Source organism: Neptunomonas japonica DSM 18939 (genome assembly GCF_000422765.1).
Classification (GTDB): domain Bacteria; phylum Pseudomonadota; class Gammaproteobacteria; order Pseudomonadales; family Balneatricaceae; genus Neptunomonas; species Neptunomonas japonica.
The window spans coordinates 72,210-95,761 of sequence record NZ_AUGR01000018.1 but is presented as its reverse complement, the minus strand read 5'-3'; the positions used below and the strand labels follow the sequence as shown (position 1 = coordinate 95,761).

The following is a 23,552-nucleotide window of genomic DNA, read 5'->3' as shown; positions in this document are numbered from 1 at the left end:
TACTAAGTATAGGGCTGGCCGTGAAGAAAACTGATAACACGCTATTTTCTTATCGAAGGCTAAATTTAGTAGGTTTATTCATTACTGGCGCCTCCCTAGCTTATGCATCAACAGCCCTAGAACAACAACTCAGCTCGATTAATTGCTCTTTGTGCAGCATCGTTCGGCTGTGTTTATTATGCATGAGCATAGTGTTTTTCTTAGCTTTTTTGCATAACCCTTGGACCTTTGGTCAGCGTCTATATGGGTTGATTAATTGGTTATTCGCTATTTTAGGGTTAACTGCTGCTGGTCGTTACGTATGGTTAGAATTACAGCAAGCCGAAACACTCTGTAGTGCTGGTTTTAGTCGCGGTTTTGAAGCATTGGGCAGTACTTTGCCCTTTTTGTTTGACCTACAAACACTGCTAGCTAACAATAATGAATGTCTAGACAACACATGGCGGTATCTTGGGATATCGTTACCCCAAATAACGATGGGTGTATTTATACTCCTATTTCTTATCACATGGCGATTGCTAACCCGACGCCCTGAACCTAAATTATTCTTCTAAAATGAAACCACAATACCTACAACTATTAATAGCTCTGGCGCTATCATCGACTTCTGCGGTTGCTGCTCCATGGACGCACAACCTCTACTTTGAGAACGATCTCTTTGCCGACACCGACCAAAGTTACACCAACGGTATTCGCTTAGCGTGGGTCTCACCTGATATAGATACATACCTCTATGACCCTGAACTCCCTTCTTGGTTACGAGAAGTAAACTATTGGTTCACGCCGCTTTACCCCGACCCAGAAAACAGCAAGGACAATATACACCGCAACCTGGTTTTCACGATTGGCCAGCAGATGTATACACCTGAAGACCCTGATAGAACCACCATCGACCCAAGTGATCGCCCGTATGCAGGCTGGCTATATGCAGGTTTTGGTTATCACGCAAAGACCCAAAATACGCTTAACTCTGTTGAAGTTAATCTAGGTGTTGTAGGCCCAGCGGCCTTTGCACAAGAAGCCCAAGATTTAGTACATCGCACCCGAGGTATCGACCTGTTTCAAGGATGGGATAACCAATTAAAAAACGAGCCCGGGCTTCAAGTAGTTTGGGAGCATAAACACCGCCTCTCTAAACGTCCCATTTATGGCCGTTTGAGTTACGATTTCATTACCCATTACGGTGGCAGCTTGGGTAATGTAGCCACCTATGCCAATACCGGTGCTGAACTACGCTTTGGTTTTCGCCTACCAGATGACTTTGGTACATCAGCATTACGCCCTGGAGGTGATAACAGCGCTCCAGGCAATGCAGACCCTCGCCTGCGAAAAGGCTGGGGGCTGCATGCATTTGCTTCTTTTGATGGACGCTTAGTTTTACGAAACATATTTCTTGATGGAAACTCTTACCAAGATAGCCATTCAGTCTCTAAAAAGCACATAGTGGCAGATGCGGCTATTGGTGTAGCTGGGGTATACAACAAGTGGAAAGTATCTTTCGCGCGTGTCTATCGTACTAAAGAGTTCGAAACGCAGGTGGATGCTCAAAGCTACGGTTCGCTGACTGTGTCCTATTCATATTAAAAGTCGGCTGATAGCTTATACATAGCGAATATACTTTTACGTATATTCGCTATGTTAAATATCCAACAGATAACAACGTAAGGATGCATTAATTCAAAACTAATGCTCATAACCTAGCGCTTTAAAAACGACCGGTTAACTTTAGCCAAACAGAACGCCCCGGCTCATTAACTTGCGATGGTGTAGGGTCAAACACATCATCACGGCTTTCATGATTGCGGTATGTTTTGTCAAATAGGTTATCGACACCAACCGCCATCGATATAGCAGGTGATAAACGGTAATCCATAAACAAATCAACCACACCGTACCCGGGTGTTTTCGTAACATCTAAGCCTCCACAGTCGGAAGCGGCTAAACACACATTATTCTGTGCAGCGACAAACCTACCAACTACACCCGCTTCCCAAGTAGTCGCTGAGTATAATGCTTGTAATTGTGCAGATAACGGCGAAATACGAGACAATGGCTTGTTACTATCTACGTTATTCCCCACGGTATAGCTCAGACTACTCTTCAATAACCACTGATGATTAACGGGGTATTGGTATTCCAGTTCAGCCCCATAAATCTCAGCATCAACATTTTGATAACGATCTTTGCCACTATCTTTATAACGTAGAATATAGTCATTCACTCTATTGTAATATGCTGAAATTGACCATGGAGTTTCACCTATATTACTGAAAACCCATTCAAGCTGATGATGTTTCTCGGGAGCTATCCAAGGGTTACCTATCCAATTACTTTTTGCCATATAACGTTCTGTTGCATCAGCTGTACGAACACTTCGCGAAGCTGTCATTGCTAGCTGGTAGTCAGTTCCAAGCTTATGCTGCCACGTAGCAAACCCCGCAACATTATGCTCATTTTGTTGCTTCGGTTCCGCACCATATAGGCCCGCTGCTGTCTGAATCATCATAAACGGAGAGTTTACATTATCAGCATTGGCAGTAATGTAGTCATAACGCAACCCCAATTTAATTTGATCTAGTGACGAGAGCCTCCGGTTTACTTCTCCAAAAATGCCCACCTGTTCAATTATTACATCAGGCCATAATTGCCCCATTGGCTGGTTAGCAGGATAATTATAGACCACTCCATTACGGGAATTTTTTTGATAATCCACACCAAACGTCGCTTGATGAGCACCAAACCAAGCGTCTAACGTTATGCGCCCACCCGTGGTATCTGAAGTACTAGGTGCATACATACCCATCGCCCGATTTCGAAGAGAGTAGCTATCCATTAAATGATCAACATTACTTTGAAATAGCTCAGCTTTTAGGCTCTGAATTGCAGAATAGCTGAACTGATGTTCAAGTTTCATCCGGTAAATATCAGCATTAGATTCGGGCGAATCCATATTAGCGCCGGCATATAGAACATCACGCTCTTCATTACGGTCATAGCTCATTGTGAAATCAGTATTATCACCCAGCTGAGCCCCTACAATAAGGGAGCCAGAACGAGACTCATACGCCGAACGCACTGTATCCCCATTGCCATCCTCGTAGCTATCTACATCAGCAACTTCACCGATAAAGCGTATGTAACCATTATCATTTCCTGCAGCAATATCCGCAGAAATAGAGCCACCCTCACCATTGCTTCGTGCGACACCCGATAAACTAACATGATATCCCTTCTCGTTTAGAGCTGGGTTATTACGCATCAGAATGACAGAACCTCCGCTTCCTCCACCTCCGTAGAGAACTGTTTGGCCCCCCTTGATAAGGGAAACTGAATCATAACTATCGCCAGAAGCATAAGCAGTTGGGGGGTCCATCCGATTCGGGCAACCTCCGTGAAGGTAAGCTCCATCTAACAAAATATTCAGCTGTGTTTCGCGTTGCCCACGAATAATAAGATCGGTGCCTCTCCCTCCCATGCGCCCTCCCGACACGCCATTAACTGAGCTTAAAAGCTCAGCCATATCAGATGCTGGCTTTACAGTAAGGGAGTCAGGAAAAAAGCGTTTAATCGAAGCGTCTTCTAGCGCGCCTCGAGTAACCTCAATTTCTAACGGCTTCTCATCCGCTACAACATTAGCAGACACTAACGACACACAAACACAAAGAACTTTTCGAGCATTTTTCACACGACATTCCCATCATATTAGAAAATTCGATTTTAGCACTCGCTAATATCATGAAAAATGTGGCATAACGACGCAGACTATAAAAGAAGATAACGCTAAACTTGATTAGGTTTTATCTAAGTAACTAGGAAAGCAACAGTGAAAAGGATTACATTCGTACGCTATATCATACTGTTATTTTTATTACTGGGTGGATCTTCAGCCTTCTCACAAGAGCGCATACTCAATTACGACACGCGTATTCTAGTGACAGAAGATGGCGAGTTACTCGTCACTGAAACAATCACCGTAATCGTAGAGCATGCCGCTATCAGGCGTGGAATCTATCGTGACTTTCCCACGACCTATGTTATACCTGCCACAGCGTCTAACGCCCTAAGCTTCTCTAAGAAGCACCATGTTGGTTTTGAAGTTATTAGCGTAATGCGTGATGGAGAAAACGAGCCGTATCACACCAAAAAGCAACAAAATGGCATCCGCATATATATTGGCGATAAAAATAAATATGTACCTAAAGGCCAGCATACTTATGAAATTTTTTACCGCACTAATCGACAAATACAATTTTTAGCACAACAAGATGAGCTCTACTTTAATGCAATAGGCCATGGGTTTACATTTCCTATTGATAAGGCAAGCGCAACCATATCACTGCCCTCAAACGCTATTATTAAAGACTATACCGTCTATACCGGTAAGATGGGCAGCACTTCACGTTATGCTAATGCGGTACAAAAACTTCCATTTGAAGTTTCATTTAATAGCAGCAAAATGCTCAACATTCGCGAAGGAATGAGTATTGTTGTCGCTTGGAATAAAGGCGTCATAAACGCGCCATCAGCATCACAACAAAGTAGCTGGCTCATTCAAGATTTTCGTATGACTATTTTTGCAGGGGTAAGCACCTTAATTATTTTAGGTTACTTATTGCTTGCTTGGTTTGCAGTAGGTCGGGATCCTAAGAGCGGAACCATTATCCCTCTATTCTCTCCTCCAAAAGGGTTATCTCCAGCAGCGTGTCAGTTCATAAAAGACCGACGCGTTAAACCCTCTGCTTTTTCTGCTGCATTAATTAATCTCGCCGTAAAAGGTTACTTAACAATTGAACCCACTTCGAACAACACTAGTTACATAGTCACTAGAATGGGGAGCGCCACAGAGCTGTTTCCCAGTGAACAAGTATTGGCTACAGAGCTATTTAAAAATAACCGTCAACAACGAAGTATTGGTGGCAAATATTCATCAACAGTCTCTAACGCGCAAATAAAACTTAAAAAGACTCTGATTCGAGAGTATGCCAAGCAAAACTTTTCTAACAACCGGCTCTGGTTTTTTGTCGGAGCGGCGCTTGCCATTGTTCTAGGCATTTTTATGGCCATTCAAGACCAGCGTGTTGAGCTAATATTCCTATCGGTATTTGCCGGCATCTTTGGTAGTGTATTTATCACAGCGGTTCGCCGCTCTATCCGTGCGGCTAACTCTTCATCACCTGCCAGAAAATTTTTTAACCTCATACCTACACTTTTGCCTGCAGTTTTCATTTTTATCGCTGGCGGACCTTTCATCTCGATGTTTGGGCAGTTCTCATTCGATATAGAGAGCATTGCCGTCCCGGCATATTGCTTAATATCAGGACTTTCCCTCATGTTGTTTTACTGGCTACTGGAGGCCCCTACCATAGCAGGCAGGGTAACTCTGGATAGTATCGAAGGCTTTAAAAGCTACCTCGCTATAGCGGAAAAAGACTTACTTAACGCCCAACACCCGCCCGAAAAAACACCCGAGTTATTTGAGCGATACTTGCCTTATGCCATCGCACTTGGGGTAGAAAATGAATGGGGTGAAAAATTTACTGAAATACTGATGGCTGAAACACCCAGCAGTCGCAACTCATTACACTGGTATAAAGGCCACAGCTACGGCCATGCTTCTTCATTATCATCAAATCTAGCCAATGGGCTAGATAGCGCTATTGCATCGTCTTCAACACCCCCGTCTTCCTCAGGCAGCGGTTTTAGTGGTGGCTCATCGGGTGGCGGCGGTGGTGGTGGTTGGTAAAAAGACGGGAAGCATTCAGTTGCTGTAAGCTAAACTTCAAAACTTAACTTCAAAACTTAACTTCAACCTTTAGCATGTCTGATTAAGTACAGTGACGGAGATAAATCTTGTGTTAACACTCTCAATTATTCTTGGGCTTATTATTGCTCTGGTTCTTTACGTTATTAGCTTGTACAACGGATTGGTTGATAAACGAGCGAGAACAGAAGAAGCATGGAGCGGTATAGAGGTGCAGCTAAAGCGCCGTCATAATCTAATCCCCAACCTTATCGAAACCGTCAAAGGCTATGCTTCGCACGAACAAACAACCTTAGAAACCGTCATCAGTGCACGCAACACAGCAATACAAGCAGGACAAACAACGACAAACTCTACAGCTCAAGCCGAAACGATGCTATCTGGTGCTCTGCGACAACTGTTCGCACTAGCGGAAAATTATCCAGACTTAAAAGCTAATACTAATTTTTTAGATCTGCAGGGACAGCTAAAAGAGCTGGAAGACCAAATCCAAATGGCACGGCGCTTTTACAATGGTTCAGTACGAGACCTCAATATCATGGTCGACAGCTTCCCATCCAACTTAGTAGCAACGCGCTTTAGCTTTACTAAGTTTGAGTTTTTTGAATTAGATGAAACAGAAGCGGCTGAAGTTAAAAAAGTACCTAGTATTAAATTTTGAGAAGCATAAAGTAAGCTAGGCGTAGCGGATATTGTTAGGAGACGCTGTAATGAAAGCGAGCCGTATCATTGGCCACCGAGGTTTAGCATCCCTAGCCCCTGAAAATACATTGGTATCTATTAAAGCGGCCTCTCAACATAAAATAGACTGGGTTGAGGTTGATGTTAGCATTTTAGGCGATGATACCGTCGTTCTCTGCCATGACGACACATTAGAACGCTGTAGCAATAGCCAAGGTCATTTACTCAATATTACTTCTGAGCATCTGCCAAGCATAGATGCTGGCAGATGGTTTTCTGAGAAGTTCAGTGGTGAGCGAATTCCCACACTAGCCGAAGCACTGAAATTAATGTCTAGTCTAAATATGGGTCTTAATCTTGAGTTAAAACCACAGGAAGGAGTCTCACCTCTAAAGATAACATCCCTTATCCGCCCCATTATCAAAAAACACTGGAACAGCAGTAAGCCTCTGCTGATCAGTAGTTTTGATCATGATATTTTACGCTATTATCGACAACTCGATTTAGAGCAACCTCTGGGTCTACTTTACGAAGATATAGACAGTTACTGGCACAGCACAATGCAAGAGCTCAATGCCGTTAGCTTACATTGCGATTGGGAATACTTAACACCATCATTGGCACACGCCATTACAGCGGCCGGTTGCCAATTGATCGTCTACACATGCAATGACTCCAGTGCCGCTAAAGAACTTTGGGGAATGGGTGTAAACAGCATTATATCAGACACGCCTCACCTGCTTTAACCTCTCGTTAACCAGACGCATCACGATATATACGCTTAGTCATCTTCTAACTTTCTTACTCTTCCTCGCTTTCCTTTATAAAAAAATCTCTATTTCATCTCTATTCTCTCACCTTTTTTTAAACTTACATCTTGATTTCAATCTTATTAATTTATAAATCTAACCTTTAGAGTATCGCCAAAAGTCTCATAAACACTGGGATGCAAGTGACAAAACCCAAACAAGTGATACACTAATTTATGTTTTTATATAATTTTATGTATCATTTAAAAAAGTTTCGAGGTACATTTATTCTATCGCTGTTATATGTAACTGATGAGCCTTCCTCAAAGGCGAGTTTTTTATACTATAAATGGCAAGACCAATAGCAAGATTGGATAGATGCTGACTGCTATGAAGACAATAAAAAATTCGTAGTCTGACAAACGAACCAGAACATCGGAGAGCAGAACAATGACGCCAGAAGAACAAAATTTCATGCGTAAGATCAACGCTGAAGAGAAAATCGAACCTAAGGACTGGATGCCGGATGCATACCGCAAGAATGTTACCCGTCAGATGTCTCAGCATGCACACTCTGAAGTAATCGGTATGCAACCTGAAGGAAACTGGATCACCCGCGCGCCTTCTTTGCGTCGTAAAGTCGTTCTGCTATCCAAAGTACAAGATGAAGCAGGCCACGGGCTGTATCTTTACAGTGCTTGTGAAACGCTCGGCATCTCTCGTGCTGAAATGATCGAAGCATTACAAAAAGGCACTGCCAAATACGCATCTATTTTTAACTACCCTACCCTTACTTGGGGTGATGTCGGTGCTATTGGCTGGCTGGTTGATGGCGCGGCTATTGTGAATCAGGTATCTCTACAACGTACCTCTTACGGCCCGTATGCACGCGGCATGATTCGCATCTGTAAAGAAGAAAGCTTCCATCAGCGCCAAGGCTATGAAGCACTACTGGTTCTGGCTCAAGGCTCGCCGGAACAGAAACAGATGGCACAGGATTCTCTGAACCGCTTCTACTGGCCAGCACTGATGATGTTTGGTCCACACGACTCAGAATCAGCTCACTCTGCAAAATCAATGGAGTGGAAGATCAAACGTGAAACCAATGACGACTTACGCCAGAAATTCATCGACCAGACAGTCCCTCAGATAGAATTTTTAGGATTAGAGCACCCAGATCCAGCGATCAAATGGAATGAAGAACGTGGTCACTATGATCATGGCGATATTGACTGGGAAGAGTTCTACAGCGTAATCAACGGAAATGGCCACTGTAACCGCCAGCGTATTGAGCACCATGTTGCCGCTCATGAAGAAGGCGCTTGGGTACGTGATGCTATTACTGCATATAACGACAAAAAAAATGCCAACAAAATAAAAAACGTGGCGTAAGGGGTATCTGACATGACAACTGAAAAACTAGAACTGTTTGAAGTATTCATCCGCTCAAAGCGTGGTCTTGATCATAAACACGTCGGCAGCTTACACGCAGAAGATCACGCTCAGGCATTAGAATACGCCCGCGACTGTTACACGCGTCGTAGCGAAGGCGTTAGCATTTGGGTGATGAAATCAAACGATATCTGCGCTTCTCAAGAAGATGATGCTGAGAGCTTTTACGATCCTTCAGATGACAAACCGTACCGTCACGCGACTTATTATGTATTGCCTGACCCCGTTAACAACATGTAATTCAGTGAGGACTATTTAAGATGAGTGATGCAATTAAAGCAGCCACACTGGAATACGCGACTCGCTTAGGCGACGATGCTGTTGTACTGGGACACCGTATATCTGAATGGGTAAGCTATGGCCCATTTTTAGAAGAGGATATCGCTTACGCCAACGTGTCATTAGATTACGTAGGTCGTGCACGTATGTTCTACACCTATGCAGCAGAGCTTGCTGATGATGGCCGTACCGAAGATGATTTTGCCTATATGCGCAGTGATCGAGACTATCGCAACCTGCTATTATTAGAAATGCCACGCGGTGATTTTGCTTATTCGCAAGTTCGTCAGCTGCTTGCTGATGTTTACTACAGCCTAGTACTACCTGAGCTTGCAAAATCAAAAGATGAAAGGCTCGCCGCAGTCGCTGCAAAAGCAGTCAAAGAAACAAAATACCACGTGCGCCGTAGTCGTGACTGGGTTCACCGTCTTGGAGATGGTACCGAAGAAAGCCATAAACGCACTCAAAAAGCGGTTGATCAGCTATGGGGCTATACCCATGAGATGTTCGATATGGATGAAACTGAGCAATTATTGGCTGACAACGGTATCGGTGTTGATGTCTCTAAGTTACGTGACCAATGGCACAAAGAAGTCAGTGCTATTCTCACCGAAGCAACCATAACAGTTCCTGAAGACAGCTGGGCTGTACGTGGTGGACGCACCGGTTATCACACAGAAAACTTGGGCCACATGCTGACCCAAATGCAAATTGTGCACCGCTCCCACCCCGGTTGCCAGTGGTAATTGATGATGAAACAGATCTCACTGATGCCAGACGAACAGTACCAACGTCTGCAACAACGCAATAACGCAGAGGTAAAAAATCTCTGGGATATTCTCGATGAAGTAAAAGATCCTGAAGTACCCGTACTGAGTATTTGGGATCTAGGCATTTTGCGTGATATAGAGCGCGACGGAAGCAGCGTGGTAGTGACAATCACTCCCACCTACTCTGGCTGCCCTGCTATGGATACCATCAGTAGCGATGTAAAAGCCGAACTCAACAAAGCAGGTTATCAAGAGGTGGTTATAAAGACCAAGCTCTCGCCAGCCTGGAGTTCAGAGTGGATGTCGCCACAAGGACGTAAGAATCTTCGCGAATATGGCATTGCGCCACCTGAAGATGCCGATCTTTGTGAAGAAGGTTTAACACCAGAAGCACATGCCCAATGCCCACATTGTAATTCCAGAAATACTCGTAGGATCAGTGAGTTTGGCTCTACCGCCTGCAAAGCGCTGTTCCAATGCAATGATTGCAGTGAGCCATTTGACTATTTTAAAAAGATATAGGTGAAGCGATGTCTGACACCAATTTCTACACATTAAAGATAGCTGACGTACAACCGGAAACGGATACGGCTGTCTGTGTAACATTCGATGTTCCAGAAGCTCTAAAAGAAAAATTTACATTTATCCAAGGTCAGTTTTTGACTATTAAAGCCATGATCGACGGTGAAGATGTGCGTCGTTCATATTCAATATGTTCAGGCATTAACGATGGGCATATGCGCGTAGGTATCAAGCGCGTAAAAAACGGTAAGTTTTCAAACTTTGCGAATGATGCTTTTAAAGCCGGTGATGAAATAGAAGTTATGCCTCCTCAAGGTAGCTTCCATACCGAACTCAAAGCCGACAATGCCAAGAACTACATGTGTATCGCTGTAGGCTCAGGTATTACGCCGATGATCTCGATCATTAAATCCGTACTGGATGTTGAACCAGAGAGTCGCGTCACCTTGATTTACGGAAACCGCCGTAGTAACTCAGTGATGTTCAAAGAAGAACTAAACTTTGTCAAAAACCGTTATATGGACCGCTTCCAGTGGATCAACATTATGGATTTTGAAGACCAAGGAGCTGACTTACTCAATGGCCGTATTGATAACAAGAAAGGATTCGCCCTTCAAAAAAGTGGCCTGATTGATATCAAAAGCACTGACGAAGCCTTTATTTGTGGCCCCGAATCAATGATGTCTGAAGTATCGCGTGGCTTCCGTATGGAAGGCTTGAACGATGACCAGATTCATTATGAGCTGTTCGCCAACTCATCAGCCGACTCCCAAGCGATTCTGGACAAAGCCCAGAAACGTATCGAAGAGTTTGGCGAAGAAAAACTCAGCAAAGTCACTGTTGTTGCTGATGGCCGCTCAATCATGTTTGAACTGGCAACAGTAGGCTCAAACATCTTAGATGCTGGCATGGACAATGGCATGGAGCTACCTTACGCCTGTAAAGCCGGAGTATGCTCTACCTGCAAATGCAAGCTAGTCGAAGGTGAAGTCGATATGGACATCACTCACGGTCTTGAAAAACACGAGATCGAAGCCGGCTACATTCTGAGCTGCCAAGCACACCCTATATCAGATAAAGTCATGGTCGATTTCGACCAACGCTAAACTCACTATCTCCATTTATCTGAAACTCTTAAGCCCTGCTCTTTGCAGGGCTTTTTTATTTCATTTGTTAAGCTCTATTAACCCCACTGCCTCAAACAAGCAGCTATACTGAATCAAGACAGAAAGGGGGGAGTTACATGAATAACGAATATAAACCAATGATAATAGCTTGCGTACTATCCGCCTTGTCCGGTGCGCTTGTAATGGGTATTATCTGTTTTATAACAAGAGCATAAAGCATAAGACTAGTTACCCAGCGTGCTAGCAGACTTAATCCACACCGAATGCGTCACTATAAATGCCCAACCAGTTCTAAATCAACCAACATGCTCTGCTTTTACATCTAATTAATCGCCCATTCCAAGCGCTCAATACCACACATACCTAAAACCTCATCAATAAAAACCGAACACTTTCACATCCCGTGTTCAGCAAGCTTTCGCTGTTCGAAAGTTTGAGCCTCTTCGTATATAATCTGCCTATCCCGCTTAATAAAAATTCTGCAGTTGATCCATCTGCACGTTAACGCGGTGCAATAGAAATCATATAGTTTTTCAGTGCTAGACGAAATTATGTCGCATTACATACGCCAAAGCACTCTACAACAACCCAAAACGGCCTAAAATAGAACATTGAATATCTCAACAAATACAGCCTTAAAGCCAGGTACCACGCGGGATACTCTGGATCGGCGCTTCTGCATTGCACCCATGATGGATTGGACAGACAAACATTGTCGTATGTTTCATCGTATATTATCTAAAAACACTGTGCTTTATTCAGAGATGGTTACATCTGGCGCGCTGATCTTTGGTGATAAACATCGTCATCTAGCTTATAACGAAGGCGAACACCCCGTCGCTCTTCAACTAGGTGGCAGCGACCCAATAGACCTAGCAAAATGTGCACGTCTGGCTCAAGAATATGGCTATGATGAAGTCAATTTGAATGTTGGCTGTCCGAGCGATCGCGTTCAGAACAATATGATTGGCGCTTGCTTAATGGAGTACCCTGAAAAAGTTCGTGATTGCATGTCAGCTATGCAGGACGCCGTGGATATCCCGGTCACCATTAAGCACCGCTTAGGTATTGATAACCTCGACAGTGACGAACTTCTTCATCACTTTGTCGATACTGTACAAACGTCAGGTTGCAGCACTTTTATCGTACATGCCCGTAAAGCTATTTTGCAGGGCCTTAGCCCGAAAGAAAACCGAGATGTGCCACCGCTACAATACGATAGGGTTTATAAGCTAAAACAAGCGTTTCCTGAACTTGAAATTATTATTAACGGCGGTATCAAAACCTTAGATGACTCTCAAGAGCACCTTAAACATGTTGATGGCGTCATGATGGGAAGAGAGGCCTATCAAAACCCCTATATACTCGCCGAAGTTGATAGTGCTCTATATGGCATCAGCCAGCAAGTTATGAGCCGCATAGAGGCTGTTGAAGCGTATTTACCCTATATTGAAGAACAACTTAGACAAGATGTGTACCTAAATCACATATCTCGACATATTTTAGGTATATTTCATGGTATGCCAGGTGGCAAGCAATTCCGCCGCTTGATTAGTGAAGAAGCTCACAAACGTGGTGCGGGTATTGAAGTAATTCAACAAGCCCTCGCTAAAATAAAAGAGTTTAACTAATTCATCGAAAGATAATTTATGGAAATCCAACTCATGGAAAGCCAACTGCAGCAACTTAAATCAATGACAACCGTGGTTGCCGATACTGGTGATATAGAGGCTATCGGCCAATTCACACCCGTGGATGCAACAACAAATCCATCACTGCTACTCAAAGCAGCTGGCCTAGCTATCTATAGCCCTTTGCTTGACCAAGCCAAAGCGTGGGCATATGAGCAAAGCCAAGAGTCTAAAACACAGCTATCTTTGATGACTCAAAAACTCAGCGTTTTAATCGGCCTAGAGATTCTTAAAATAATCCCTGGCAGGATTTCTACCGAGGTAGATGCCCGCTTATCTTTTGATACTGTCGCGACAGTTGAGCAAGCTCATCAGTTGGTACGCTTATATAACGACGCTGGCATCAGCAATGACCGTATCCTAATAAAAATTGCATCCACATGGGAAGGCATACAAGCGGCCCGCATTCTAGAAAAAGAGGGTATCAACTGCAACCTAACCCTACTCTTTAGCTTTGCACAAGCAGCAGCCTGCGCCGATGCAGGCGCTTATTTAATTTCTCCTTTTGTCGGTCGAATTTTAGACTGGTATAAAGCAAAGCAGCCCGAACAAGACTACTCTGGCGAACTAGACCCTGGCGTAGTATCTGTTTCAAGCATCTATAACTTTTACAAAGTAAATGGCTATAAAACCATTGTGATGGGTGCTAGCTTTAGAAGCATTACAGAAATACAATGCCTTGCGGGTTGTGACCGACTCACCATTAGTCCACAGCTAATGAGCGAACTAGAAAGCTCTCATACAGCATTACCTCAAAAGCTAAGCAAAGAAACAGCTACATCAAAGATTGCCATCCCAGATAATGACGAAGCAACTTTCCGGTGGTTAATGAATGAAGATGCAATGGCAACAGAGAAACTAGCAGAAGGTATAAGAAATTTCGCAGCGGACCAAGTAAAACTAGAGCAGGTATTAGCTAACCACTGAATAAGTGTATAAAAAATAAAGGGCTCTAATGCATCCTGCAACGAGCCCTTCGTTCACATCCTTGTAAATCACCACAACTATCCTGATGCGATGGCCAGACGAACAATTCCATTCGTTTAATCAACATCCCTGCTGCATCCCTGACAACCGTTATTCTACAGATTGCATATATTGAGGATATAGGAAAAAGTCCTATTTTTTCTCTAACACACTAATCAAGTTATTAAATGCCTCATAGTTTGAATCATTTAACGACATCAAAATTTTATGAGCACTAACAATACGAAGCTGAGTAGCTTCGATAGACTCTTGCACTACCGGGACCTGCTGCAACTCACATTGAGTCTTCGGTAAAGACTCAAGTAAAACAAAAATATGATCAAACCCCATGCTCAATAAGGTCTTCGTCACATCATCATGCGTGGATACTAAAACAGGCGTAGGGAATTTCTTATTCTTGGCACGTATAGCCAACTTCGCTATGAGCCCAAATGTCGTGCTATCAAGACAAGTTGCTTCTGTTAAATCCACCAAAACTTGATCACACTGATCCGATGATAGTACCCGCTCAATATGAGTATCTAATGATGAGCATAACGTTAAGCGCACCTCACCAACAAATTTGATGACATAGTGGTTATCCACTACAGCATAATAAATTGAGCCCTGACTCATGGTAAAACTCTCGACACAGTCATTATAGTAATATCATCAGGATATTGCTCCAGATGCTCACTAGAATCAAATATATGGGATTTCAGTGCGTCTAAATCTGCACCATTACTCTCTAACCACGTTAAAAGGTTTTGCTCTTTCTCTAAAATTGAGCTTTGAGGCAATAGCTCCAACACGCCATCAGAAAATACAGACAACGAAAAATCCGCATCCAACTCTATCCGGTTTTGAGAAAAAACAGCGTCAGGAAATAAACCAACAGGCATACCACGCCCTTCCAACACATAAGTGCTATTTAATGATTTATAAACCGGCATTGGATGGTGTCCGCCTACCGCATAAGTAAGTGTACTTTCTGAATTATTAATCAACCCAGCAAAGATAGTCAAATGCTTATCCAAAGCTAATGTACACAGCTCAGAATTTATACGATTAAGGGTTTTCAAAGGTGACAGGATGTCATAACTTGAATCACGCTTAAAATTTCGAAGCAACCGACTGGTTATATTTTTAAGAAGTACTGTTACTAAAGCTGATGACGCTCCATGACCAGAGACATCCGCTAGATAGAATAACGTCAGTTCATTATTGATAGGGAGAACATCAACAAAGTCCCCACTAACGATAAGTGAAGGGGTAATACTGTATTGGTACTCAGTGTTCTGTATTACTTGTTTTTGTGCTGGGAGTAAACGGCTTTGCACTTGAAAAGCAGCGTATTGGTCATCCTTAAGCTCCTCAAGGGAAGCTTCTAAACCTTCTCGATAAATTAGCCTTTCATATAGCAGACGACATCGAGTCAACTTTGCTTGTAGGGAGCTTATAAACTCTTCACATTCTGACTGAAGGCTATCCAGATAAAAAACATCATCTGCACCCACTCTCAAAGCCTTAATGACAGACACGTTGCCACTGCTAGATAAAACAAGCACGATAGGAAATCGCCCGTCGTCACTGAGCAAATCAGCCAACTGCTCTAAATCAGCTTCGCCGGATATGAATAAGACATATATACCAAAGTGTTTAAAATGCGGAGTATTCACTGTGGAAATAGAGTAGTGAGCACCAGAGTTCATATCAGCTAAAACAGACTTAATTAAAGGAAAGTCTGCTTCTTTAAAACCCACTAGCTGTATATCTGATAAGTGTGTTGTCATAAATAATAGTTTAATCTGATCAAGAAAAATTATCGTTAAAAATCTTCCTGATTAAACTGAGCATCCATTTGTCCATCTTTAACAGCGTAATCTCGCTGCTGTAAGTAAGCATCACGTACGAAGCTATACTCATCACCTGTAATTAGCTTTTCCGCTGAAAACAACCCTACACGCGTATCTAATAAATCAACACCATAGCCCGTGTTACGCGTAGGAATATGCCCCACCTCATTTGCCCAGACATTCGTAGCAGCATCTGGAATTCGCCCTAAAGCATCACGAACAGAACTGGGACCAAACAAAGGCAACACGACATACGGCCCTGGTTTTACACCCCAATAACCTAACGTCTGCCCAAAGTCCTCATCGCTACTTTGAATACCCATTGGCGTTGCCACATCTATCAAGCCAACAATGCCAAATGTGCTATTAAAAACAACCCGAGAAAAATCTTTAACGGTGCCTTCCAGCTTTAACTGCAAAATATTATTCGCTAATGAAGTGACATCACCCAAGTTAGAGAAGAAGTTATGCACCCCAGCTTCGACTATATCAGGAGTCACAGCGTGGTAGCCTTGGGCAAGTGGCTTTAAAAGGGTACGGTCAGCGGTTTTGTTAATTTTATAGACTGCTCTATTAACCCCTTCCCAAGGATCACTTTCAACAGCCGCAATAGCACCAGAAGTATAAAAAGAAAACATGAGTGCAACACCGCACCCAAAGCCTGCTGCTTGCTTATTCAACATCATCACTTCCTGAAACGACTAAAACTTAATTGTAAGACACTGCACTAGAAAATAAAATCAAACTTTCATAAAACGCAAAAAGACTCCCGAAGGAGCCTTTTAAGCGAATGACTAATCTAAATTTAGATTAGAAGTCTACGCGCATACCAGCAGAGAAAGTATCGGCTTTCTGAGCGAAGCTAGATGCAGCTGCATCGTCATTAACTTCTAAGTAGTTAGCAAATGCACGAACCTGCTTACCTAAAGTCTGCTGTACTTCGATACCGTAACCTTTAGCATCGCCTTCTTTAGCGAAGTTAGCTAGCAGCTTAGTGTTACCGAAAGCGTAAGAACCAGCTAGTTCGTACTGGTTGTCATCTAGTGCTTCTTTATCTTGAATCAAAGCAGCAACATATAGAGCATCAGCAGCATAAGCAAGAGAAACAGCAGTTCTGTTCATATCCTTAGCAGCTTCATTGCTGATGTAAGAAACAGCACCAGTGAAACCAGCCATGCCGTATTTAGCAGCTAGGTGATAAGAATCAGCGTCTTCGCCGTTTGCATTATCATCAGCTACAGCAGCAAGAGCACCCTGGAAACCACCCATGTTAGGAGTAACATAAGAGATCACGTTTGCAGCACGGAAAAGATCTACCGTTAGAGCAGTAGAGTTACCATCAAGAATATCTACAGAACCAGTAGCAAAGCTGTATTCTGGAGTCCATTGCTGACCGATTGCAGCAGTACCGAAACCGCCAGTCAAACCAACGTAAGCCAAACGACCAGTACCGAAGTTAGCTTCGTTACCAGTACCAGCACCACCAGTTACTTTCCACTCACCACGGTAGATAGCTTTAACGCCATCGATGTTAGTGTCTACAGAACCTTTGATACCAACACGTGAAGCGTTGTCAGCAACATCTAGATCTTTATCTTCTGCAGCAACTACTTTAAGGCGCAAAGAACCGTAAAGTGTAGCGTCAGCTTGTGCAACCATTGGAGCAGTCAGAGCACCAGCAACAGCTAGAGCGATCAGTGACTTTTTCATCAATATTTCCCCTTCAAGATTCAACATACTAGTAGTGAATTCAAATTTTTCTTAATGCCTGCCCTTTTTTAGAACAGTGCTATATAAGAAAGTACTATAGTTTTAAAATATTTCAAACATATGAAGTAATTTTTTTTACTTTTATTTCATATGCCTATCAATTCTTCTTTAACCATTACCTTATTAATAACAGTTATTTTAATGAATCATGAGCATTTTTCTCTAAAATACTAAATTTACGCACATGACTAAATTGTGCGCAATTAAACCACAGCAAAGGAGACACCGCAACCCTTAGAAAGTTTCCGGCCCCCTTTAATACTTATGTATCTATTTTTTATTGATCTCAATCAGCTTGTACTTCTTTCCAACGCTGACGCACTCTTTTTTCAGAAACACTGACCGACGTCCCCAACTGCTGGGCAAAAAGTGACACCCTATATTCTTCTATATACCATCGATAACTATTGAGCTGCTCAACCCACAAAGCATTGCTCCCGCCCAACTTTATTTTATGCTCCCTTAACTCGACAAATGCTTTCCAAAGCTGCTGAAGTTGGTCACTTAACAGGCGTTGACGCTGAATTTCACGAGGAAACTTTTCAAGGCGCAATATAATCGCATCCATATATCTTGGGTATTGATGCAACTCAGACCACGAGATGTAGGATATGTAGTTTTTGAAAACTAAGTTTTCTAGCTGACTTTTAATATCATTCAATATAGTCACCGACTCGAATGAAACACTAGAACTCAACTGCTTTACAATAGAGTGGTATTGCTTATGTATTGAATAAACTAACTTAGCTAACTCTTGCACGCTGGCGCTTAATTCCATCTTTGCTTTCTTAATTTTTTCGGCAAACTCTTCTCTTGATGCTGGAAGCATCTCATCTAATTTCATCACACGTCTTACAGACTGGCGAATGATATTTTCTTCTAAATCTTTTTTTGTAAATATTTTACTAGCAAATAATAAACTTTCATTTAAGTGAGGAATTTTGGAGCGATTGGTACGAATCTGCTGGCTCATCGATAACATAGCTAGTCGCGTAAAACCCTGTATAGAAGCTTGAACAGCTTCAGCTTTATTCATCGCCAACATGAGCTCAACGCTGTCTTTACGATCTACCAACATTGGCCAAGCATCAATCATAATGCCACCGGCTTGGCGCAACTGTACTTTTTCTGCCAGTTCACCAAAGTCCCATTCAGTTATCCCTTTACGCCCCCAACTGTCATCTGGTCCTTCTTTTATAGCTGCATCAGAGGACGAACCAAAGTGCTCGCACAAGAAGCCCCAGTCTCGATTCTCTGCAACCAAACGCCCTTGATCATCAAGTAATTTAATATTGATACGGTAATGGTCATCCAACTGAATCTGACTTAACTCTGATGATTCAAGCCTAACCCCACTCATACGCAACAATTGATGAGCCATCGCGTCGAACAAATCACCATCGGCAAAAAGCATTGCTTCAGCGATTGCTCCAGCATAGTCAGGTACTGGTACAAAATTTTTACGGCGCTGCTTTGGTAAGCCTTTAAGCAAAGCAGTACATTTTTCTCTGATCATTCCTGGAACAAGCCATTCGAGTCGCTTAACCGGCAACTGGCGCAGAAGAGCCAACGGAACAGAAATGGATACACCATCATCGATGGCTCCCGGCTCAAAGTGATAACTTAAGTTCAGCTTTATTCCCTTCCACTCAAACTCGTCGGGATAATCGCTTTGCGACACATGTGACACGCAGCGCTGTAAAAGATCTTCTTCCGTCAGATAAAGCACTTCTGCTTGCTTAAACTCAGCCTCTTTGCGCCACTTCTCAAATCCTGCACCATTAACTATATGCTCTCCCTGCAAACCAATAAACTTACGTGCATAAAAGTCATAGAGCGTATCTTCATCAACGAGTAAGTCTTTACGTCGAGATTTAGCTTCTAATGTTTCAATTTGCTCTAATAAGTCTCGGTTATGACTAAAGAATTTTCCTTTTGTATAAAAGTCACCTTCTACCAGCGCCGAGCGAATAAATATCTGATGCGAAACTTCTGAATCAATAACCCCGTAGTGCACGGTACGTTTAGGGATAATCAGCAAACCGAAAAGCGATACTTGCTCCGTTGCTACTACCTGTGCTCGTTTTTTATGCCAAGAAGGCTCAAGGTATGAGCGCTTCACAAGGTGCTTAGCCAACGACTCAGCCCACTCGGGTTCAATACGAGCCAACATACGAGCGTACAACTTAGTGGTCTCAACCATTTCAGCTGCCATCACCCATTTCGGTGGCTTCTTAAATAAACCGGAGGCTGGAAAAATATGGAAACGGCGATTACGGGCACCAAGAAACTCTTTATTCTCCTGCTTAAAACCAATATGGCTCAACAATCCCGACAGCAGCGAAACATGTAACTCCCGGTACTGCGCTGGAACCTTATTTTCTTTTAGCCCTAACTGCTTAGCCGCTAAATGCAACTGGCGATGCATATCACGCCACTCTCGCATACGCATAAAAGAAAGAAAGTTTTGCTGGCAATACTTTCGTAACTGGTTTTGCGAAAGCTCCTGACGCTGTTCTTCATACTGATTCCAGAGATTCAACATAGTTACAAAATCGGACTGATCATCTGCAAACTGTTTATGCTTTTCATCGGCAGCCTGCTGCTTATCGAGCGGACGCTCCCGAGCATCCTGAGAACTCAACGCACTAGCGATCACCAGGGTTTCTTTAAGAGCCCCCTGCTTTTCAGCCTCGATAATCATTCGACCAATACGTGGATCGACCGGAAGCTGACTGAGCTTTTTACCCAACGAAGTCATATGCCTGCGCGTAGTCACAGCCCCAAGCTCTTCTAGCAACTTAAAACCATCGCTAATAAAACGACTGTCAGGCGGATCAATAAAAGGGAAGTCAGCAATATTGCCAAGCTTTAAGTTGAGCATTTGAAGAATAACAGCAGCTAGATTAGTACGCCGTATCTCTGCATCAGTAAAGGCCGGACGCTGCTTAAAGTCCTCCTCACTATAAAGGCGAACACAAACTCCAGCAGCAACACGCCCACAACGGCCCGCTCGCTGATTAGCACTGGCTTGAGAAATCGCTTCAATGGGTAAACGCTGAACCTTTGAGCGATAACTGTACCGTGAAATACGTGCAACACCTGTATCGATCACATAACGAATGTTAGGCACGGTAACAGAAGTTTCTGCCACGTTGGTAGCAAGCACTATTCGTCTACCGGCACTGCGAGCCCCCTGAAATATTCTATTTTGTTCAGATACACTCAAGCGCGCATATAATGGCATCACTTCGGTATCTCGTAATTGCGCTTTCCTCAGCATTTCTGCTGATTCTCTAATTTCTCGCTCACCACTTAGAAAAATAAGAATATCCCGCGCACCGGCTCGCTTCGCTGCTTTATCAAGCTCAACAATCTCATTAACAGCGTCATAAGTTCCCTGTAGAAGCGTTCTATCTTGAGAGCCCTCTTCATCACTTAATAAAGGACGGTAGATTGTTTCAACAGGATAAGTACGACCAGACACCTCAATAATTGGGGCATAATTAAAGTGCTCAGAGAATCGCTCTAAATCTATTGTGGCAGAAGTAATCACTAACTTAAGATCAGGGCGTTGCGGCAAAATACGTTTAATGTAGCCCAATAAAAAGTCAATATTCAGACTTCTTTCGTGTGCCTCATCAATAATAATAACCTGATACTTCGACAATAACGGATCATGCTGAGTTTCTGCCAGTAAGATACCATCAGTCATAAGCTTAATAAGGGAATCATCACTCACTAAATCAGTAAAACGAACCTGATAACCTACTTTAGCCCCCACCTGAGTACCAAGCTCTTCTGCGATACGCGTGGCCACAGTTCGTGCAGCAAGCCTTCTAGGCTGCGTATGACCTATTAACCCTTGAGTGCCATAACCTAGCTCTAAACAGATCTTAGGTAACTGAGTGGTTTTCCCAGACCCCGTTTCACCAGCAATCACCACGACTTGATGCTGGCTGATGGCTTCTTTTATTTCATCCTTTCTATCAGCGACCGGTAATGTAGGGTAATTAATCTCACCTATCAACAACTGCTTCTGTGACACCAGCTTTTGGCTCGCATCTATTTGGGATTCAATAGAAACTAGAGTCCTATCAACCGGCAACGCATTTTTTATGCGCTCTACCATTTTATTAATAGAATGACGCAAGCGCTCGCGATCAACCGTACGACACTTATCAAGCTGCTTGTATAAAGAAGAGGTTTGCTGAGTATTATCGTTCACAAAATTCACATGAGATATTTTATAGAAAGGTCTTATTAAAGATGACGACCATATTTAGGGTGTTGCAAAGCATTGAGTTCCTCCTCACGCAGCTGGCGCCGGAGAACCTTACCTACACCATTATGCGGTAAGCTTTTTCTAAATTCGACTACACGAGGCACTTTATATGAGGTTAAGCGCTCACGACAATAGTCCCTAACATCACGAATCGAAAGTCGTTGATTAGAGGATACTACGTAGAGCTTGATATGCTCTCCGCAAATCTCGTCCGGAATACCAATAGCAGCACACTCCAACACATCGGGATGACAGCTAATTACTTTCTCTAATTCATTAGGATAAACCGCAAAACCAGAGACATTAATCATATCCTTTTGGCGATCAACAATTTGGATATTACCCTGTGGATCGACTCTTGCAATATCACCTGTTTTTAACCAACCATCCACCAGTACCTGGTTAGTATCTACAGGCTTATTCCAATACCCCTGCATTACCTGCGGCCCCTTTACCCACAACTCGCCAGTCTCTCCATAAGAAAGCACATCTCCCTCTTCCCCTAAGATTTTAACTTGGGTATCGCGCAAAGGTTTACCAACTGTTCCAGCAGCCACAGACCTTGGAGCATTCGCCGAAACAACTGGCGACGCTTCTGTTAACCCATACCCTTCTAAAATCCTATTTCCTGTCACACTTTCCCACTCATGAGCCGCTGATTGAGTTAAAGCGACACCACCAGAAAATGTTGCTTTGAGAGAATTAAAATCTAGCTGAACAAATGTTGAATGCTGGCACAAGCCGATAAAGAGTGTATTAAGGCCCGCAAGAATAGTGAAAGGATACTTTACAAATTCGGACACCAATGAATCGAGATCCCTAGGGTTAGGGATTAACACCATATGACTACCGTGAGACAACATAACAAGACAATGAAATGTTAAAGAATAAATATGGTAAATAGGCAACGGAGCACAAATCACCTCTTTTCCAGGAACAAGCACTTCACTAAGCACATCGTTAATCTGATGCATATTAGCAATAAGCTGTCGATGATGAAGCATTACACCTTTCGCTACCCCCGTAGTCCCCCCAGTGTATTGTAAAAAAGCAAGATCATCAGGAGAAATATCAACCTTTTGATATAACTTCTTTTCACCTAATTTAAGTACTTTTCTAAACCCAACCGTACCGGCAAAACTATCTAGGCTATTTTCAGGTTGTCTCCATTTGTTAGAAAGCGCGTACCAGCAGCGCATCATAGGCGAATGAAGATCGACTACATTAGTTACAATAACTGTTTGCAACAATGTCGTATTAATTATTTCTGCTAGGTTTGCAGTCATTTGAGATAGCACAACAGCGGCTTTCGCTTCACTGTCTTGTATTTGTCGTTGCAGTTCATAAGCAGTAAATTGAGGGTTGAGATTTACAACGACAAGACCCGCTTTCAAGGCACCAAAAAGAACAACCGGAAACTGAAGTAAATTGGGCAGTAACAGCGCTATCCGGTCACCTTTTTCTAACGATGTATAGTGCTGAATATAAGAAGCAAAGTGCGTACTTAACTGATCTAACTCTTGATAGTCTAGCGTAGCACCAGCATGACTAAATGCAGAATGATAAGTGTAACGCTTACATGAAAAAGACAATAACTCAGTAATAGTTGAAACGGGCAGATCTGTTGTCTGATTCAAAATAGT

Annotated in this window: 19 protein-coding genes; 12 read left to right on the top strand and 7 right to left on the bottom strand. The window is 42.9% G+C overall.

Annotated features, from left to right (window positions below; all coding sequences use genetic code 11):
- The first annotated feature begins 20 nt into the window (after positions 1–20).
- Both G511_RS0112820 and G511_RS0112815 read left to right on the top strand, forming a co-directional pair.
- Positions 21–554 (top strand): disulfide bond formation protein B, encoded by a 534-nt coding sequence (locus tag G511_RS0112820; RefSeq protein WP_169565775.1) that lies wholly within the window; start codon positions 21–23, stop codon positions 552–554.
- A 1-nt stretch (position 555) separates the two neighbouring features.
- Positions 556–1,584: a lipid A deacylase LpxR family protein gene (locus G511_RS0112815; protein WP_028469986.1), complete on the top strand. Its 1,029-nt coding sequence runs from the start codon at positions 556–558 to the stop codon at positions 1,582–1,584.
- Positions 1,585–1,705: 121 nt separating this feature from the next.
- Here G511_RS0112815 and G511_RS0112810 read toward each other — a convergent pair whose 3' ends face one another.
- Positions 1,706–3,685 carry a TonB-dependent copper receptor gene (locus G511_RS0112810; RefSeq protein ID WP_028469985.1) on the bottom strand — a complete coding sequence of 660 codons (1,980 nt, stop codon included), beginning with the start codon at positions 3,683–3,685 and terminating at the stop codon, positions 1,706–1,708.
- 138 nt (positions 3,686–3,823) lie between these two features.
- Between G511_RS0112810 and G511_RS0112805 the strand changes: the two genes are divergently transcribed.
- From G511_RS0112805 to tal, 10 genes are all read left to right on the top strand, one after another.
- Entirely contained in the window at positions 3,824–5,743 is a 1,920-nt protein-coding gene (locus G511_RS0112805; RefSeq protein WP_028469984.1) for a DUF2207 domain-containing protein, read from the top strand.
- A gap of 109 nt (positions 5,744–5,852) precedes the next feature.
- A complete protein-coding gene (locus G511_RS0112800) occupies positions 5,853–6,422 on the top strand; it encodes a LemA family protein (RefSeq protein ID WP_028469983.1) in 570 nt (189 codons plus the stop codon).
- Between the two features lie 49 nt (positions 6,423–6,471).
- Entirely contained in the window at positions 6,472–7,188 is a 717-nt protein-coding gene (locus tag G511_RS0112795; protein WP_028469982.1) for a glycerophosphoryl diester phosphodiesterase, read from the top strand.
- A 453-nt stretch (positions 7,189–7,641) separates the two neighbouring features.
- Positions 7,642–8,583 (top strand): 1,2-phenylacetyl-CoA epoxidase subunit PaaA, encoded by a 942-nt coding sequence (gene paaA, locus G511_RS0112790; RefSeq protein ID WP_028469981.1) that lies wholly within the window; start codon positions 7,642–7,644, stop codon positions 8,581–8,583.
- A 12-nt stretch (positions 8,584–8,595) separates the two neighbouring features.
- A complete protein-coding gene (paaB, locus tag G511_RS0112785) occupies positions 8,596–8,883 on the top strand; it encodes a 1,2-phenylacetyl-CoA epoxidase subunit PaaB (RefSeq protein WP_028469980.1) in 288 nt (95 codons plus the stop codon).
- 20 nt (positions 8,884–8,903) lie between these two features.
- A complete protein-coding gene (gene paaC / locus G511_RS0112780) occupies positions 8,904–9,668 on the top strand; it encodes a 1,2-phenylacetyl-CoA epoxidase subunit PaaC (protein ID WP_028469979.1) in 765 nt (254 codons plus the stop codon).
- 3 nt (positions 9,669–9,671) lie between these two features.
- The gene (gene paaD, locus G511_RS0112775) at positions 9,672–10,214 is read left to right on the top strand and encodes a 1,2-phenylacetyl-CoA epoxidase subunit PaaD (RefSeq protein ID WP_245574012.1); all 543 of its coding nucleotides are present in this window, start codon (positions 9,672–9,674) and stop codon (positions 10,212–10,214) included.
- 8 nt (positions 10,215–10,222) lie between these two features.
- On the top strand, positions 10,223–11,320 hold the full coding sequence (gene paaE / locus G511_RS0112770; RefSeq protein ID WP_028469977.1) for a 1,2-phenylacetyl-CoA epoxidase subunit PaaE: 1,098 nt from the start codon (positions 10,223–10,225) through the stop codon (positions 11,318–11,320).
- Between the two features lie 632 nt (positions 11,321–11,952).
- On the top strand, positions 11,953–12,972 hold the full coding sequence (gene dusA, locus G511_RS0112765; protein WP_281170420.1) for a tRNA dihydrouridine(20/20a) synthase DusA: 1,020 nt from the start codon (positions 11,953–11,955) through the stop codon (positions 12,970–12,972).
- Between the two features lie 33 nt (positions 12,973–13,005).
- Entirely contained in the window at positions 13,006–13,959 is a 954-nt protein-coding gene (gene tal / locus G511_RS0112760; RefSeq protein ID WP_028469975.1) for a transaldolase, read from the top strand.
- A 192-nt stretch (positions 13,960–14,151) separates the two neighbouring features.
- On the opposite strand, the gene G511_RS0112755 is transcribed toward tal, so the two are convergent.
- The 6 genes from G511_RS0112755 to G511_RS22790 all read right to left on the bottom strand — a co-directional run bounded on the left by G511_RS0112755 (position 14,152) and on the right by G511_RS22790 (position 23,546).
- Entirely contained in the window at positions 14,152–14,634 is a 483-nt protein-coding gene (locus G511_RS0112755; protein ID WP_028469974.1) for an STAS domain-containing protein, read from the bottom strand.
- Positions 14,631–15,791 carry a PP2C family protein-serine/threonine phosphatase gene (locus tag G511_RS22800; protein WP_051222015.1) on the bottom strand — a complete coding sequence of 387 codons (1,161 nt, stop codon included), beginning with the start codon at positions 15,789–15,791 and terminating at the stop codon, positions 14,631–14,633. Before G511_RS22800 ends, G511_RS0112755 begins: the two co-directional genes overlap by 4 nt.
- A 35-nt stretch (positions 15,792–15,826) precedes the next feature.
- A complete protein-coding gene (locus G511_RS0112745) occupies positions 15,827–16,540 on the bottom strand; it encodes an MlaA family lipoprotein (RefSeq protein WP_051222013.1) in 714 nt (237 codons plus the stop codon).
- 124 nt (positions 16,541–16,664) lie between these two features.
- Positions 16,665–17,564 (bottom strand): porin, encoded by a 900-nt coding sequence (locus G511_RS22795; RefSeq protein ID WP_084629104.1) that lies wholly within the window; start codon positions 17,562–17,564, stop codon positions 16,665–16,667.
- 346 nt (positions 17,565–17,910) lie between these two features.
- Positions 17,911–21,852 (bottom strand): ATP-dependent RNA helicase HrpA, encoded by a 3,942-nt coding sequence (gene hrpA / locus G511_RS0112735; RefSeq protein ID WP_028469972.1) that lies wholly within the window; start codon positions 21,850–21,852, stop codon positions 17,911–17,913.
- A gap of 35 nt (positions 21,853–21,887) precedes the next feature.
- A complete protein-coding gene (locus G511_RS22790) occupies positions 21,888–23,546 on the bottom strand; it encodes an AMP-binding protein (RefSeq protein WP_245574011.1) in 1,659 nt (552 codons plus the stop codon).
- Positions 23,547–23,552 lie beyond the last annotated feature (6 nt).